The organism is Streptomyces sp. Tu 3180 (genome assembly GCF_009852415.1).
Lineage (GTDB): Bacteria > Actinomycetota > Actinomycetes > Streptomycetales > Streptomycetaceae > Streptomyces.
This window is the reverse complement of record NZ_WOXS01000002.1, coordinates 5932052-5946908: the sequence shown is the minus strand read 5'-3', so window position 1 is coordinate 5946908 and position 14857 is coordinate 5932052. Positions and strand designations below refer to the sequence as shown.

The following is a 14857-nucleotide window of genomic DNA, read 5'->3' as shown; positions in this document are numbered from 1 at the left end:
TTGCCGGTGGGGCGTGTTTCGCATCCCATGCGGCAATGGCCTCCTCGTCAGATCTGCTGTCGTCCGGCACGCGCGCGTGCGTGACCGCGTACCCGGACGACTGCTGTCGACCCTATCGGGGTCGCGCGCCCGTCGCGGTACGGACTCAGATGCCGACCTTGATGCGCGTGAAGCGCTTCAGGGTGACACCGGCCTCGTCCAGGACCTTCTGGACGGACTTCTTGTTGTCCAGCGCGTAGGGCTGACCGAGCAGCGTGGCGTCCTTGTAGAAGCCGTTGAGACGACCCTCGACGATCTTGGCGATCGCGGCCTCGGGCTTGCCCTCGGCGCGGGTGGTCTCCTCGGCGATGCGGCGCTCGGACTCGACGACCTCGGCCGGCACGTCCTCCTTGGAGAGGTACTTCGGCGCGAAGGCGGCGATGTGCTGGGCGACGCCCTTGGCGATCTCGGCGTTCGGCTTGTCGAGCTCGACCAGGACACCGATCTGCGGGGGCAGGTCGGGCATGGTGCGGTGCATGTACGCCGTCACGTAGCCGTCGGTGAACTGCGCGAAGCGGTCCAGGACGATCTTCTCGCCCAGGTTGGCGTTGGCCTCGTCCACGAACGCCTGGACGGTCTTGCCGGCCTCGATCTCGGAGGCGAGCAGGGCCTCGATGTCGGCCGGGGAGGTCTTGGCGACGTGCTCGGCGATGGCGGTGGCCACGGCCTGGAACTTCTCGCCCTTGGCGACGAAGTCCGTCTCGCACTTCAGCTCGACCAGGACACCGGAGGAGTTGTCGTCGGCGATGATCGAGACCACGGCGCCGTTCTCGGCGGAGCGGCCCTCGCGCTTGGCGACGCCCTTCTGGCCCTTGATGCGGAGCGCCTCGACGGCCTTCTCGACGTTGCCCTCGGCCTCGTCCAGCGCCTTCTTGCAGTCCATCATGCCGGCGCCGGTGAGCTCCCGGAGCTTCTTGACGTCGGCGGCGGTGTAGTTCGCCATGAGTCTGTGAGTCTTTCTCGAAGTCTGGAGGTTCCAAGATCTGCGGGTCGGGACCTACCTGAGAGCAGGTGTCCGACTCGCCGCTGACCTACGGGTGAACGGCGGGAGCGGATCCGATGTCACCGCTCCCGCCGTCAACGGCTCTGACGGGCGGTCAGGCCTGCTCGGCCTCGGCGGCCGGGGCAGCCTCGGCGGGGGCCTCGGCAGGGGCCTCGGCGGGGGCCTCGGCCGGCTTCTCGCCCTCGGCGGCGGCCGGGGCGGCCTCCTCGGCCTTCTTCTCGCCCTCGAGCAGGTCGCGCTCCCACTCGGCCAGCGGCTCGCCGGCGGCCTTCTCGCCCTTGCCCTCGGTGGCGACACCGGAGCGGGCGATGAGGCCCTCGGCGACGGCGTCGGCGATCACGCGGGTGAGCAGGGTGACGGAGCGGATCGCGTCGTCGTTGCCCGGGATCTTGTAGTCGACCTCGTCGGGGTCGCAGTTGGTGTCGAGGATCGCGACGACCGGGATGTTCAGCTTCCGGGCCTCACCAACGGCGATGTGCTCCTTCTTGGTGTCCACGATCCAGACGGCACTGGGCACCTTCTGCATCTCGCGGATACCGCCGAGGGTCTTCTCCAGCTTGGCCTTCTCGCGGGAGAGGACCAGCAGCTCCTTCTTGGTCAGACCGGAGGACGCGACGTCCTCGAAGTCGATCTGCTCCAGCTCCTTCAGGCGCTGCAGACGCTTGTAGACGGTCGAGAAGTTGGTGAGCATGCCGCCCAGCCAGCGCTGGTTGACGTAGGGCATGCCGACGCGGGTGGCCTGCTCGGCGATGGCCTCCTGCGCCTGCTTCTTCGTGCCGACGAACATGACCGTGCCGCCGTGGGCGACGGTCTCCTTGACGAACTCGTAGGCGCGGTCGATGTACGACAGCGACTGGAGCAGGTCGATGATGTAGATGCCGTTGCGCTCGGTGAAGATGAAGCGCTTCATCTTCGGGTTCCAGCGACGGGTCTGGTGACCGAAGTGGACGCCGCTTTCCAGCAGCTCCCGCATCGTGACGACGGCCATGGCCGTATCTCCTCGAGTTTCTCGGTTGTGCCGCGGATGCCGGACGGCTCCCGCGCCTGACGCCCGCGACGCGCCGTTGCCACGAAGGACCGAGGGGCGCTGACACCGGGTTCCGGCCGTGACCGGCCCTGGCGTCGGGGCGTGCGAAGTCGACCCGGTGGCCCGGGTCGCCACCAGAAGTGTACGGGACCGGCGGGGTGCCGGGTGACGCCGATGTCCACAACCAGCCGGTGGTCCACAGGTCGCGGCCGTGATCGCGGTTTTCCGGGACGCTTCCCGCATGCGAGTGAGGCGATGTCCGAGGGCGTGCGTACGAGGGGTCCTGCCGGCGGTCCTGACCCTGGCGGTGCTGCCGGCACCGCCGCCGCCCCTGCCGTGGTCCCCGGTGTCCGTGGCCGGCACCGGGGACCACGGCGGGGACGCGGTGCCGGCGGGCGGGGACGGCGGAACACCGGCCGTGGGACGGGCGTGGCCCGTGGGGGCGCGCCCGCGGGTGCTGCGCGGCTGGGAACCTCCGGCGACGGTGTACGGGCGGGGCCATCGGGGCGTGGACCTGGCGGCGGCGCCGGGCACGCCGGTACGGGCGGTGGCGGCGGGCCGGGTCTCGTTCGCGGGCCGGGTGGCCGGGAGGGGCGTCGTCTCGGTGGAGCTGACGGGCACGGGTGATCCCCCGTTGCGCACGACCCACGAGCCCGTCCGGGCGTCGGTGGACGAGGGCGAGGAGGTGGCGGCGGGCGAGGTGATCGGCGCGGTGGAGCCCGCGGGCTCGCACTGCACGGCCCCGTGCGTGCACTGGGGCCTGCTGAGGGACGACGTCTACCTGGACCCGCTCATCCTGCTGCCCCCGTGGCTGCTGCGCGGGGGGCCGCCGAGGCTGCTGCCGGTGCTCGGCGTGCCGGTGCCTCGATGACGGGTGCCGGACCGCCCGCACCGGGCCGGCGCCGGGGAGCGGCCGGTCCCGCGGAGCGGCCGGCGCCTCGGTGATCCGGCGTCCCGGACGTGACCGCCGAAGGAGCGGCCGGTGCCGGAACCACCGCTGTCGGCGGAGCACCGCCGGACGCCCCGGGAGGACACCGCCGAACACCCCTGGGAGGGCGCCGCCCGACGGTCCCGCGCGGGTGGGCCGGGTCCGGCCGTGCGCCGCCCGTCAGCCGCGCACTCCCCGGAGTGCCATGGAGACCGCCGCTTCCGTGATCGCGTCCGGGTGCTCCGCCGCGCCCAGTTCGATGCGGCGCACCGCGGCGTCGACCACGCCCTGGAGCAGCATCGCCGCGAGCCGGGGCTGGTCGTGGCCCAGGTCGCCCAGGGCGTCGACGATCATCACGATGAGTCCGCCGTGTGCCGCGCGGATCTTCTCGCGGGCGCCCGCGTCGAGTTCGCTGGCGGAGATCGCCACCACGGCCCGGTGCCGCCGGTCCCCGACCAGTTCCAGCTGCTTGCGGACGTACGCCTCGATCTTCGCCTCGGCTCCGTCGGCACGGGCCATCGCCGCCTCGACCTCCGCCGCCCAGACCGGGAAGTCGACCTCGCACAGTTCCTCGACGACAGCCGCCCGCGAGCGGAAGTACTCGTACACGGACGAGCGCGCGAGGCCCGTCCGCTCGGCGAGGGCCGGGAAGGTCAGCGCCTCCGTCCCGCCCTCGGACAGCAGGGAGCGTGCCGCGTCCAGCAGGGCGGCTCGCTGCATCGACCGGTGCTCGGCCACGGAGGCCGCTCGAATCCTTGGCACGTCGACCACTTTACGGACGCCTCACCCACGGCGGGAGTCACTCGTCCGGAACCACAGGTCGCGCGGGGTCCCGGCGGGGTCCGGGCCGAGCGGGCTCAGCGTCCGAAACTCGCCAGCTTCGCCCGCAGCTGGAGCACGGACTTGGTGTGGATCTGGCTGACCCGGCTCTCGGTCACCCCCAGCACGTTGCCGATCTCGGCGAGGGTGAGTCCCTCGTAGTAGTACAGGGTGACCACGGTCTTCTCGCGCTCCGGCAGCGTGTTGATCGCCCGCACCAGGAACCGCCGCAGCTCCCGGTCCTCGGCCACCTCCACCGGGTTGTCGGCGGCGGTGTCCTCCAGCGTGTCCATGAGGCTCAGCCGGTCGCCGCCCTCACCCCCGACGTGCAGCAGCTCCTCCAGGGCGACGACGTTCGCGAGCGACAACTGGCTGAAAACCGCGTGCAGCTCCTCCACGGCGATGCCCATCTCGTCGGCGACCTCGCTCTCCGACGGCGTGCGTCTGAGCCGCGCCTCCAGGGTGGCGTAGGCCCGCTCCACGTTCCGCGCCTTCTGCCGCACCGACCGCGGGATCCAGTCGAGCGCCCGCAGCTCGTCGATCATCGCACCCCGGATGCGGGTGATCGCGTACGTCTCGAACTTGATCTCCCGGTCGACGTCGAACTTCTCGATCGCGTCGATCAGCCCGAAGACCCCGGAGGAGACGAAGTCCGCCTGCTCGACGTTGGGCGGCAGTCCCACGCTGACCCGGCCGGCGACGTACTTCACCAGCGGTGAGTAGTGCAGGATCAGCTGTTCCCGCAGCCGCTCGTCTCCCGTCGCCTTGTACGACCGCCACAACTCGTCGAGCGTCGAGGGAGCGGGCGGCCGCACGCTGCCACCGTCGCGGGCGGCTGGGGGGATCGCCGCCCGGTCGGACCCGGAGGTGTGCTGGGGCATTCGTCGCCTTGTGCCGTTCTGCCGTGGACTGGTGCTGCCTGGGTGAGCCGTCTGTCCGGTGTCGGGTTGTCTGTCCGTGCCGGGATCCTCGTGAGCGTAGCGTGACTGCGGCGTCGCGGTGTGCGAAGGAGCGAGGCGGGGTCGTGCGCAGATTCGTTCCGGGCACCGTCCCACCGGGGCATTGCGGTCGCTCAGCGTGATCACCCGGGTGTCCCAACTGAGCTGTTCTCCAAGGCGTGTCGGGGTTCCCCCGGACGGCCGAACACGCTCCGTCAGTGCGCACCGGAACCGCCGCGGGCCGAGATCACCGCCTGGCGTGTCAACTTCCAGCCGTCGCCGTGTCGTTCGACGTAACCAAGTGCTCGTAGTTCGTACAGTCTCGCGACCGCGTCGTCCCGGGTGGTCTGCGCGCCGCGCGCGACGTCCTCCGCCCGGGCGGTCCCGCGCGCCGGCAGCGCGGCGAGGACCTGGCGGCCGGCCGGTTCCAGCAGGTCCCGGGGCAGCACCGGTCCCCGGCGTTCCGGCGCGAGCTCGCCCATGTCGCCGACGAGTTCGACGACGTCCGCGGCATCGGTGACCAGCACCGCGTCCTGCCGCAGGAGTTCATGCACCCCCGCGGAGAGCCCGCTGGTGGCCGGTCCCGGTACTCCCATCGTGTGGCGTCCCAGGCGCCGGGCCGCCCTGGCGGTCACCAGGGAGCCGCTGCGGTGGGCGGCCTCGACGACCACGGTGCCCCGGGTGAGCGCGGCGATCACCCGGTTCCGCAGGACGAACCTGCTGGGCGTCGGGTGCTCACCGGGCGGCAGCTCGCCGATCACCAGGCCCTGCTCCGCGATCCTGGTGATCAGCCCGGTGTGTCCGCGCGGGTAGGGCCGGTCGACGCCGCAGGCGAGTACGGCGACGGTGGCGCCGCCCGAGCCGAGCGCGCCGCGGTGGGCGGCGCCGTCGACGCCGTAGGCGCCGCCGGAGACCACGATCCAGCCGCGTTCGGCGAGGCCGGCGGAGAGGGTGGCGGCCATGTGGGCGCCGTACTCGGTGCAGGCGCGGGCGCCGACGACGGCGACCGAGCGCAGCGCCCACATCCGCAGATCGGCGCCGCCGCACACCCACAGCCCGAGGGGCCGGGCGTCCCCCAGGTCGTCGAGCTGCCGGGGCCACTCGGCGGACCCGGGGCGCACGAACCGCGCGCCGGCCTCCCGCGCGGCGGCGAGGTCCCCGCGCGGGTCGGCCCGCTCGGCCCGGGCGAGCAGCCCCGCCCACCGCTTACCGCTCGCCCCGGGCAAGGGCCCGCCCCGTTCCCGCAGCCGCCGCACCACCGCCCCCGCGCCGAGCTCCCGCACCCACCGCCCGCCGGTCTCGTCCCCGGGTTCGAGGACCCGGGTGAGGAGGACCCGGGCGAGGAGTTCGTCGTCGCCCTCGCCGAGGGGGCTCATGCCGGCGTTCCGATGGCCATGGGCACACCGCGCGGGACACCGGTGCGCAGTTGCAGCGCGAGGGCGACGTCCCCGGCGTCGGGCCGGTCGTGGCCGGCCAGGTCGGCGACGGTCCAGGCGACCCGCAGCACCCGGTCCAGCCCCCGGGCGGTGAGCACGCCCCGTTCCAGGCCGCGTTCGGCGTCGTCCATCGCGCCGGGGGCTGCGTGCCAGCGGCTGCGCAGCTCCCGTCCGGGGATGTCGCTGTTGGTGCGCCACGGGGTGCCGGCGAGCCGTGCGGCGGTCCGCTCCCGGGCCGCCCGCACCCGGGCGGCGACCGTGGCGGTGGATTCGCCGCGGGCGCCGGTCGCCGTCAGTTCGGCGCGGGTGACGCGGTCGGCCTCGACCCGCAGGTCGACCCGGTCGAGCAGCGGGCCGGACAGCCTGGCCTGGTAGCGGCGGATCACCGAGGGCGGGCACTCGCACGGGGTGTCCGTCCGCGAGAAGCGCCCGCAGGGGCAGGGGTTGGCGGCGAGCACCATCAGGAACTTCGCCGGGAACCGCACGACGCCCGCGCTGCGCGCGATGACCACGTGTCCGGCCTCCAGCGGCTGGCGCAGCGCGTCGAGGGCGTGGCTGCTGAATTCGGGTGTCTCGTCCAGGAAGAGGACCCCTCGGTGCGCGAGGGACACCGCTCCGGGCCGCGCCACCCCGGGGCCGCCGCCGACCAGTGCCTGCATCGTGGCCGAGTGGTGCGGGGCGCAGTAGGGGGCGGCGTCGATCAGCGGTCTGTCCGGGGGCAGCAGGCCGGCCACCGAGTGCACCGCGGTGACCTCCAGCGACTCCTGCCGGTCCAGCGGCGGCAGGATCGACGGCAGCCGCTCGGCGAGCATCGTCTTGCCGGCGCCGGGCGGTCCTTCGAGGAACAGGTGGTGTCCGCCGGCCGCGGCCACCTCCACCGCCGTGCGTGCCGAGAGCTGGCCCACGACGTCCGCGAGGTCGTGGCCGAGGTCGTGCTGTGCCGCGCCGGTGGCGTGCACACCGGTGGCCGCTCCGGTGCCGGGGACGCGCAGTCCGGCCAGGAGCGGATCGGGGCGTCCCTGCTCGTCGGGGGCCTCGTCCGGCACGGGCTCGTCGGTGAGCACCGCGATCAGCTGGCGCAGGCTGCGGACGCCGAGCACGGACACGCCCGGCACCAGGGAGGCCTCGGCGGCGGCGCACTCGGGGACCACCACCTGCTCGTAGCCCGCGTCGGCCGCGGCCAGCACCGCCGGCAGGATGCCGCGCACCGGCCGCACCCTGCCGTCCAGCCCCAGTTCGCCGATCATGACGATGTCGGCGAGCACCCGGGGATCGATCCGTTCGGCGGCGCCGAGCACGGCGCAGGCGACCGCCAGGTCGAATCCGCTGCCGGCCTTGGGCACCGAGGCCGGGCTGAGCCCCACGGTGAGCTTCTTCTGCGGCCACTGCCCACCGGAGTTCACCACCGCCGCCCGAACCCGGTCCCGGCTCTCCGTCAGGCTCTTGTCCGGCAGCCCCACCAGCGCGAACGCCGCCACTCCCGGTTCCAGGTCGGCCTGGACCTCCACGACCACGCCCTCGACGCCGACCAGGGCGACCGCGCACGTGCGGGCGAACCCCATCTCAGGCCACCCCCCGGACGTGCTCGACGACGGGCGCGCCGCGGGCCGGCAGCAGGACGCCGACCAGGTCGATGCGGACCCCGCCGGGCGGTGCTCCCCCGTGTTCCCGGAGCCAGTGCTCCGCCAGGCTCCGCAGGCGGCCCGCCTTGGCCGGGGTGACCGCCTCCATGGGGTGCTGGAAGGGTCCTGCCCTGCGGGTCTTCACCTCGCAGACGACCAGGACGTCCCCGTCCCTGGCCACGATGTCGATCTCGCCGGTCCTGCCGCAGCGCCAGTTGCGCTCCAGGACCGTCATCCCGGCCTGGGCCAGCCGCCGCGCGGCCAGTGACTCGCCGTACCTTCCGAGCGCGCTGCGTGCCCGTTGTGCGTTCATGTCGGCACCACCTCCGGCGCCAACCGTCACGCGTCCCGCCCCACGGAGTGGATCTTGGTGGAGGAATCAGCGGTTGTGGACAACCCCGTCACCCGCCGGGGAGCTCCAGATCGCTCTTGTTGAGCTCCTCGATGTTCACGTCCTTGAAAGTGAGGACCCGCACCTGCTTCACGAACCGGGCCGGCCGGTACATGTCCCAGACCCAGGCGTCCGCCATGGACACCTCAAAGAACACCTCGCCCTGGACCGAGTGCACCTGCATCTCGTAGTCGTTGGTCAGGTAGAAGCGCCGCTCGGTCTCGATCACGTATTTGAACAGACCGACGACGTCGCGGTACTCCCGGTAGAGCTTCAGCTCCATCTCGGTCTCGTACTTCTCGAGGTCCTCGGCGCTCATGGCATGTTCCCCTTCAGCCGTGCGGTCCCCCCATTGTGCTCCAGTCCCGGGAGCCCCTAGACGATTTCGGTGTCCAGGGTCACGGGTCCGGCCGGAGGACCTTCGTCGAGCAGCGTGCGCAGCAGCTCGGCGAGTCTGGTCGGATACACCGTCTCATGGGCCCGGGTCAGTTCCGGGCACGTCCACCAGCGCGCTCCGACGACGCTGCGCCGCTCCAGCTCGGTCAGCGCCGTGGCCGCGGTGGCCGTCCGGTCGGTGCGGGCGAGGTAGTACCACTCGTCCTGGTGCCAGCGGCGACCGGCGAAAGGGAAAGAGCACCTCCGCTTCCACAGCACGGGTCCGAGCTCGACCCCGGTGATGCCGGTCTCCTCGGCGAGTTCCCGCAGGGCGGCCTGTTCACGCGTCTCGTCGCCCTCCACGCCGCCGCCGGGCGTGAACCACCAGTCGTCGGCCGGATCGTCCGGCTCGTGGCCGTGCAGCAGCAGGATGCGGTCCCGCGGGTCGAGCAGGACGACCCGGGCGACCCTGCGCAGTCCGTCCTCGTGCGACTCCCCGGCCGTCGGGACGGGCTCAGCGGGCACCGGCGGACTCCGCCTTCGCCCGGGCCCGGGACGCGCCCGCCCGCCGGGCCAGGGGACCGTACGCGGCCCCGCCCAGGACGAGCACGGCGCCGGCGATCACCATGGCGGTGATCGTCCGCAGCGGGCCCGGTGAGGAGAGGGGGCCGAGCTCCTCGAAGCCGGTGGGGGCCGTCAGCATGCCGTCCATCGGCCAGACCACGGCGTCGACCCGGGCCTGGACGGCCCCGCGGGACACGGTGCCGTTCGCGGCGTCGGTGAGATGGGCGGTGGAGTCGACCGAGCCGGTGCGCTCGTCGCCGAGCAGGAACAGCCGTCCCTTCGGCACGGTCACCTCCGGGAAGTTGTTGAACCCGGCCGCCGTGTCCTCGGGGAGGTACGGCTCGTCGATCTCCTTGCCGTTGACCTCGAGCCTGCCGTCCCGGCAGCAGGAGACGGTGTCACCGCCGACGGCGACCACCCGCTTGAGGACCGGGGCGTTCGCCCAGGTCGTGTCCTCGAACACGACGACGTCGCCACGGCGGACGTCACCGCTGTCGATGCGCTGGGCCAGCACGCGGTCACCGGCGCCGATCGTCGGCGTCATCGACGTGGTGGGCACGGTGTACGGCCGGTACACCACCGCTCCCCAGCCGAAACCGCCGAGGAACAGCACCAGGCCCAGGGCCATGGCCAGTCCGGACAGCAACTGCCCGGTCCGGCCGCCCGCCGGGCCCGTGCCGCCCTGGCGGGGGGCCGTGTGCGTCGTGCTCTGACCACTCATGGGCCGCACCCTACCCGGCGGTACCGGACCGGGTCAGCCCTCGGCGGGACGCTCTCCCGGCGACCGCTCAGCGGCCGTCGCCACCGCCGCCGCGCCTGCGGCGCAGCAGCACCAGCGGCACCGCGCCCGCGAGCGCGAGTCCCTGCGGCGCGACCGACAGGGCCGCGGCCGCCGACGCCTGGGTGTTCAGACCGGGCTGGTCGAAGGTGTCCGGGACCGGCAGGTTGTTCCAGCGGTTGATGGGCCAGGCGATGACGATGGCGCGGCCCACGACCTCCTCCACGGGGACCATGCCGTTGTTCTTGTCGGCCTGGTTGTACCGCGAGTCCCGGGAGTTCTGCCGGTGGTCGCCCATCACCCAGATGTGCCCCTCGGGAACCTCGACCTTGAACTGGCCGCCCTGGTCGTCCTGGCTGCACGGGGTGTTGCCGGGGTAGACGTACGGCTCGTCCAGCGCCTTGCCGTTGACCCTCAGCGGGCCGGTGCCCTTGCACTCGACCGTGTCACCGCCGACCCCGACGACCCGCTTGATCAGGTCCTTCTCCTCCGCGGACGGCATCAGGCCGATCCAGCTGAGGCCCTTCTGCAGGGCGTTCGGGGTGGGCGTCGGCTCGCCCGCCAGCCAGTTGTCGGGGTCGTGGAAGACGACGACCTCGCCGCGCTCGGGCTCGGAGCCGAACCAAGGGGTGAGCTTGTCGACCAGGACGCGGTCACCCTGCTGGAGGGTGTTCTGCATCGAGTCGGACGGGATGGAGAACGCCTGCACCAGGAACGTCTTGATCAGCAGCGCCAGCACCAGCGCGATGCCGACCAGGATCGGCAGTTCCTTCCAGAAGGAGCGGGGCTTCTTCGCCTGGGGCGTGCTGTCGCCCGCTCCCCCTTCCGCCGCGGGGGGCTGCCGGTCCCCGGGCCCGTCGCCGCCACCCGACGGGACGTGCTTCCCGGAGGTCACGGAGTCGTCCGCGGCCTGGTACGCCGCTCCCACGCCACGTCCATGCCGCTCCTCGCCCTCGTGTCCGGACCGTGCGCCGACCGCCGCATCCCCCACGCCAACTCCTTACTCTCTGCCGCCGCCTGCCCCATCCGCGGCGCAGGCCCACCACTCCCATAACGAGCGGGAGTTCCGCAGGGCTCGGGAGCCGGACCATCCCGTTCGGATCGTCCGGGGCAACCCTATGCGACAGCCGGGCGGCAGCGGTCGACCCGGACGCCGAGTCCGACACGGACGCGTAGGTTTTCGGTTCCTCCAGTGTGCTCCAGTGGCCGAGCGGCCAGGCGATGACCATGGCCCGGCCCACCACCTGGTCCTCGGAGACGGTGCCGCCGTAGTCGGTGTCCTGGTGGGAGCGGGAGTCGGCGGAGTTCTCCCGGTGGTCGCCCATCACCCACAGCCGCCCCTCGGGGACGGTGACGTCGAACGGCGTCACCGACGGGGCGTTGCCGGGATACAGGTAGTCCTCGTCCAGGGGGACGTCGTTGACGGTGACCCGCCCCTGCGCGTCGCAGCACCGGACGCGGTCGCCGCCGACCCCGACGACCCGCTTGATGAGGTCCTTCTCGTTGTCGGACGGCAGCAGACCGATGAAGGTGAGCCCTTCCTTGATCTGCTTGATCCCGACCGGGTCCTCCTTCTTCGGCGCGGGCTGCTCGTCCTGGAGCCAGCCGCCGGGGTCCTTGAACACGACGACGTCCCCGCGCTGCGGCCTGGAGCCGAACCACGGGGTGAGCTTGTCGACGAGCACCCGGTCACCGATCTGGATCGTCTGCTCCATGGAGCCGGACGGGATGACGAAGGCCTGGACGAGGAACGTCTTCAGCACCAGCGCTATCAGGACGGCGACACCGACGAGGAGGGGGATCTCCTTGACGGCGCTGCGCCTGCGCCGCCGCTTGACCTTGCGCTGGAGCTTGCGCCGCTCCGCGCGCGTGCGTCCGCCGGCCGGGCGGGGCGCGCGGCGGGAGCCGGTGGGCAGCAGGTTCTCCGCGGCGTCGGCCGGGACGCCGCGGGGTCGGCCGCGGTTACCCATGGACGCCCTCCGCCGGGTGCGCCGCGTCCGCCCCCGGGGCGGGCACGCGCGCGTAGGCGTCGGGGCGGTGCAGCCGGGTGGCGTGGCCGAGGGGCCAGACGATCCAGTCGGCGCGGCCGATCACGTCCCCGACCGGGATCATGCCGCCGCCGGGCGATCCGAGGTGGTCGCGGGAGTCGCTGGAGTCGCCGCGGTGGTCGCCCAGCACGAACAGGCGCCCGTCGGGCACGACGACGTCGAAGGGCACCGCGGAGGGGCTGTCGCCGGGGAACAGGAAGCCCGACTCGTCGACCGACCGGCCGTTCACCCGGATCCTCCCCTCGCTGTCGCAGCAGACCACACGGTCCCCGCCCACCCCGACGACCCGCTTGATGTAGTCGGCCTCACCGAAATACCCGGTGCCGTCGAACACAACCACGTCGCCGCGGTGCGGCCCGGTGCCGAAGCGGTACGCCACCTTGTTTACGAGAACGCGGTCGCCGGGCCTCAATCCGGGTTCCATGGAGCCGCTGGGGATCTGGAACGGCCGCGCCACGAACGTGTTGAGCGCCAGCAGGAACAGCAGGCAGAGCAGCAGGGTCAGGGTGACCCACCCGCCGGGGACCCGTCCCGCCACGCGCGGCACCAACGCGGAACGCGACCGCCCCTCCGGGCCGGGCGCCCCCGAGGTGTCCTCGGATGCGGCCGGGCGAGAGGAGCGATCGCGCTCCGTCGGCTGTGCTTCGGTGTCCATCGGGGCCAGATGCTATCCGGCCGTGATATGACGCCGGTAAAGCGCTCAGTTCTCGCGCTTCTCCTTGATCTTCGCCGCCTTGCCGCGCAGCTCGCGCAGGTAGTACAGCTTGGCGCGACGGACGTCACCCTTGGTGACGAGCTCGATCTTCTCGACGATCGGGGTGTGCACCGGGAAGGTGCGCTCGACGCCGACGGAGAAGGAGACCTTGCGGACCGTGAAGGTCTCGCGCACGCCGGAACCCTGGCGGCGGATCACCACGCCCTTGAACTGCTGCACACGGGAGCGGTTGCCCTCGATGACGCGCACGTGGACGTTGACGGTGTCGCCGGGGCGGAAGCTCGGGACGTCGCTGCGCAGCGACGCGGAGTCGACGGAGTCGAGCAGGTGAGACATTTCGTCTGCTTTCTTCGCTGATGCCGCAGGTCATCAACGGCAACTAGGGTTTCGGGATCTCGGGTGTGCGGTGCGGGGCGGGCGTCGTGTCCCCCTGCGGCAGGGGCGCACGCCGGACGACGCACAACAGCGGCCTATTCTTCCACGCCGCCGGTCCTGCGCCAAAATCGGCCGTGCGACTCCCCCGCCGGGTCCGGTTCCCAGCCGAGGACGGACAGCATCTCGCGGTCCTTCTTGTCGAAGCTCCTGGGGTCGCAGCGCTCGATGAGGTCGGGCCGGTGCTCCGTGGTGCGCCTCAGCGCCTCGTCGCGCCGCCAGCGGGCGATCTTCCCGTGGTGGCCGCTGAGCAGCACCTCCGGGATCGGCCGGTCGCGCCAGACGGGCGGCTTGGTGTAGACGGGGCCCTCCAGGAGGCCGGCCATGGCGCCGGGCGCGAAGGAGTCGTCCCGGTGCGACTCCGCGTTGCCCAGGACGCCGGGCAGCAGCCGTGCCACGGCCTCGGTGACGACGAGGACGGCCGCCTCGCCGCCGGCCAGGACGTAGTCGCCGATGGACACCTCGTACACCGGTATCCGGGTCGCGTACTCGTCGATGACGCGCCGGTCGATGCCCTCGTAGCGGGCCGGGGTGAAGATCAGCCAGGGGCGCTCGGAGAGGTGGACCGCGAGTTCCTGGGTGAAGGGGCGGCCGCTGGGGGTGGGGACGATCAGGGCCGGCTCGCGGGAGCCGGTCTCGTAGCCGTCGGCCAGGACGGTGTCCAGCGCGTCTCCCCACGGCTCGGTCTTCATGACCATGCCGGGGCCGCCGCCGTACGGGGTGTCGTCGACGGTGTTGTGCCGGTCGTAGGTCCACGAGCGCAGGTCGTGCACGTGCACGTTCAGCTGTCCACGCGCGCGCGCCTTGCCCACGAGGGAGACGTTCAGCGGTTCGAGGTACTCGGGGAAGATCGTGACGACGTCGAGCCGCATCTAGGCCTCGTCCCGGGGGGACGCGATCTCGGCGCGGTCGTCGATCAGGCCGGGTGGCGGGGCGATGACCGCCCGCTGCTCCTCCAGGTCGATCTCGGTGACGATCTCCCCGACGAACGGCACGAACACCTCGCTGCCGTCGGGGCGCTCGACCACGAAGAGGTCCTGGGTGGGCAGGTGCGAGATCTCGGTGATCCGGCCGACCTGCTCGCCGTCCTCGGTGACGACGTCGAGGTCGATCAGCTGGTGGTCGTAGTACTCGTCCTCGCCCTCGGGCAGTTCCTCGGGGTCGACCTCGGCGATCAGGAGGGTGTTGCGCAGGGCCTCGGCGGCGGTGCGGTCGCGCACGCCCTCGAAGCGCAGCAGGAGGCGGCCGCTGTGGACGCGGCCCGTCTCGATGGTCAGCGGACCGGCCGAGGCCGGTTCGGTGGCCAGGACGGCGCCGGGGGCGAGCCGCAGTTCGGGCTCGTCGGTACGGACCTCGACGGTGACCTCGCCCTTAATGCCGTGGGCGCGGCCGATGCGAGCGACTACCAGCTGCACGGTACTTTTTTTCTCCTGGTCTACGACCACGGGCCGGGGAGGGCCCCGAGGGGCCCTCCCCGGCCCGTGCCGGTTGCGATAGGCGTCAGCGGACGTGGTCCACGTCGACGAGGTCGACCCGGACACCGCGGCCGCCGATGGCGCCCACGACGGTGCGCAGGGCACGTGCGGTGCGGCCGTTGCGACCGATCACCTTGCCGAGGTCGTCCGGGTGGACCCGGACCTCGAGCACACGCCCGCGGCGCAGGTTGCGTGAGGCCACCTGCACATCGTCAGGGTTGTCGACGATGCCCTTCACGAGGTGCTCGAGAGCCTCCTCGAGCATGC

General features: G+C 72.3%; 17 protein-coding genes and 1 pseudogene. 1 reads left to right on the top strand and 17 read right to left on the bottom strand.

The window, feature by feature from the left end:
• Positions 1-145 precede the first annotated feature (145 nt).
• Positions 146-982 carry a translation elongation factor Ts gene (tsf, locus tag GL259_RS27725; RefSeq protein ID WP_159536019.1) on the bottom strand — a complete coding sequence of 279 codons (837 nt, stop codon included), beginning with the start codon at positions 980-982 and terminating at the stop codon, positions 146-148.
• Between the two features lie 154 nt (positions 983-1136).
• Positions 1137-2030, bottom strand: a complete 894-nt coding sequence (rpsB, locus tag GL259_RS27720; protein ID WP_159536018.1) for a 30S ribosomal protein S2 — start codon at positions 2028-2030, stop codon at positions 1137-1139.
• A 280-nt stretch (positions 2031-2310) separates the two neighbouring features.
• On the opposite strand from rpsB, the gene GL259_RS27715 reads away from it, so the two are divergent.
• Positions 2311-2940: a M23 family metallopeptidase gene (locus GL259_RS27715; RefSeq protein WP_159536017.1), complete on the top strand. Its 630-nt coding sequence runs from the start codon at positions 2311-2313 to the stop codon at positions 2938-2940.
• Between the two features lie 237 nt (positions 2941-3177).
• Here GL259_RS27715 and GL259_RS27710 read toward each other — a convergent pair whose 3' ends face one another.
• The 15 genes and pseudogenes from GL259_RS27710 to GL259_RS27640 form a co-directional block, all read right to left on the bottom strand.
• Positions 3178-3735, bottom strand: coding sequence for a TetR/AcrR family transcriptional regulator (locus tag GL259_RS27710; protein ID WP_159539037.1), 558 nt, complete (start codon positions 3733-3735; stop codon positions 3178-3180).
• Positions 3736-3854: 119 nt separating this feature from the next.
• A complete protein-coding gene (gene whiG / locus GL259_RS27705) occupies positions 3855-4697 on the bottom strand; it encodes an RNA polymerase sigma factor WhiG (RefSeq protein ID WP_159536016.1) in 843 nt (280 codons plus the stop codon).
• A 272-nt stretch (positions 4698-4969) separates the two neighbouring features.
• Positions 4970-6130, bottom strand: a complete 1161-nt coding sequence (gene dprA / locus GL259_RS27700) for a DNA-processing protein DprA (protein WP_159536015.1) — start codon at positions 6128-6130, stop codon at positions 4970-4972.
• Positions 6127-7752 carry a YifB family Mg chelatase-like AAA ATPase gene (locus GL259_RS27695; RefSeq protein WP_159536014.1) on the bottom strand — a complete coding sequence of 542 codons (1626 nt, stop codon included), beginning with the start codon at positions 7750-7752 and terminating at the stop codon, positions 6127-6129. Before GL259_RS27695 ends, dprA begins: the two co-directional genes overlap by 4 nt.
• A 1-nt stretch (position 7753) precedes the next feature.
• Positions 7754-8155 (bottom strand): YraN family protein, encoded by a 402-nt coding sequence (locus GL259_RS27690; RefSeq protein ID WP_159536013.1) that lies wholly within the window; start codon positions 8153-8155, stop codon positions 7754-7756.
• A gap of 58 nt (positions 8156-8213) precedes the next feature.
• Positions 8214-8522 (bottom strand): DUF2469 domain-containing protein, encoded by a 309-nt coding sequence (locus GL259_RS27685; protein WP_003965949.1) that lies wholly within the window; start codon positions 8520-8522, stop codon positions 8214-8216.
• A gap of 56 nt (positions 8523-8578) precedes the next feature.
• Complete coding sequence (locus GL259_RS27680; RefSeq protein ID WP_159536012.1) at positions 8579-9103, bottom strand: NUDIX hydrolase; 525 nt, start codon at positions 9101-9103, stop codon at positions 8579-8581.
• Positions 9093-9863 carry a signal peptidase I gene (lepB, locus tag GL259_RS27675; RefSeq protein WP_159536011.1) on the bottom strand — a complete coding sequence of 257 codons (771 nt, stop codon included), beginning with the start codon at positions 9861-9863 and terminating at the stop codon, positions 9093-9095. The genes GL259_RS27680 and lepB (GL259_RS27675) overlap by 11 nt, the downstream gene beginning before the upstream one ends.
• 67 nt (positions 9864-9930) lie before the next feature.
• Entirely contained in the window at positions 9931-10911 is a 981-nt protein-coding gene (lepB, locus tag GL259_RS27670) for a signal peptidase I (protein WP_159536010.1), read from the bottom strand.
• A pseudogene (gene lepB / locus GL259_RS38955) lies at positions 10802-11890 on the bottom strand (signal peptidase I); the annotation flags it as partial. The pseudogene lepB (GL259_RS38955) and the gene lepB (GL259_RS27670), both read right to left, overlap by 110 nt.
• Positions 11883-12623, bottom strand: a complete 741-nt coding sequence (gene lepB / locus GL259_RS27660) for a signal peptidase I (RefSeq protein ID WP_159536009.1) — start codon at positions 12621-12623, stop codon at positions 11883-11885. The gene lepB (GL259_RS27660) and the pseudogene lepB (GL259_RS38955), both read right to left, overlap by 8 nt.
• Positions 12624-12668: 45 nt before the next feature.
• The gene (rplS, locus tag GL259_RS27655) at positions 12669-13019 is read right to left on the bottom strand and encodes a 50S ribosomal protein L19 (protein WP_159536008.1); all 351 of its coding nucleotides are present in this window, start codon (positions 13017-13019) and stop codon (positions 12669-12671) included.
• A gap of 134 nt (positions 13020-13153) precedes the next feature.
• Positions 13154-13987, bottom strand: a complete 834-nt coding sequence (gene trmD, locus GL259_RS27650; protein ID WP_159536007.1) for a tRNA (guanosine(37)-N1)-methyltransferase TrmD — start codon at positions 13985-13987, stop codon at positions 13154-13156.
• Positions 13988-14530: a ribosome maturation factor RimM gene (rimM, locus tag GL259_RS27645; protein WP_159536006.1), complete on the bottom strand. Its 543-nt coding sequence runs from the start codon at positions 14528-14530 to the stop codon at positions 13988-13990.
• Positions 14531-14615: 85 nt separating this feature from the next.
• A complete protein-coding gene (locus tag GL259_RS27640; RefSeq protein ID WP_003973401.1) occupies positions 14616-14855 on the bottom strand; it encodes an RNA-binding protein in 240 nt (79 codons plus the stop codon).
• Positions 14856-14857 lie beyond the last annotated feature (2 nt).

Excerpts from the sequence above, each read along its gene's own strand:
- tsf (WP_159536019.1), bottom strand. The coding sequence starts at position 982 with ATGGCGAACTACACCGCCGCCGACGTCAAGAAGCTCCGGGAGCTCACC.
- rpsB (WP_159536018.1), bottom strand. The coding sequence starts at position 2,030 with ATGGCCGTCGTCACGATGCGGGAGCTGCTGGAAAGCGGCGTCCACTTC.
- GL259_RS27715 (WP_159536017.1), top strand. The coding sequence starts at position 2,311 with ATGCGAGTGAGGCGATGTCCGAGGGCGTGCGTACGAGGGGTCCTGCCG.
- whiG (WP_159536016.1), bottom strand. The coding sequence starts at position 4,697 with ATGCCCCAGCACACCTCCGGGTCCGACCGGGCGGCGATCCCCCCAGCC.
- dprA (WP_159536015.1), bottom strand. The coding sequence starts at position 6,130 with ATGAGCCCCCTCGGCGAGGGCGACGACGAACTCCTCGCCCGGGTCCTC.
- GL259_RS27695 (WP_159536014.1), bottom strand. The coding sequence starts at position 7,752 with ATGGGGTTCGCCCGCACGTGCGCGGTCGCCCTGGTCGGCGTCGAGGGC.
- GL259_RS27685 (WP_003965949.1), bottom strand. The coding sequence starts at position 8,522 with ATGAGCGCCGAGGACCTCGAGAAGTACGAGACCGAGATGGAGCTGAAG.
- lepB (WP_159536011.1), bottom strand. The coding sequence starts at position 9,863 with ATGAGTGGTCAGAGCACGACGCACACGGCCCCCCGCCAGGGCGGCACG.
- lepB (WP_159536009.1), bottom strand. The coding sequence starts at position 12,623 with ATGGACACCGAAGCACAGCCGACGGAGCGCGATCGCTCCTCTCGCCCG.
- rplS (WP_159536008.1), bottom strand. The coding sequence starts at position 13,019 with ATGTCTCACCTGCTCGACTCCGTCGACTCCGCGTCGCTGCGCAGCGAC.
- trmD (WP_159536007.1), bottom strand. The coding sequence starts at position 13,987 with ATGCGGCTCGACGTCGTCACGATCTTCCCCGAGTACCTCGAACCGCTG.
- GL259_RS27640 (WP_003973401.1), bottom strand. The coding sequence starts at position 14,855 with ATGCTCGAGGAGGCTCTCGAGCACCTCGTGAAGGGCATCGTCGACAAC.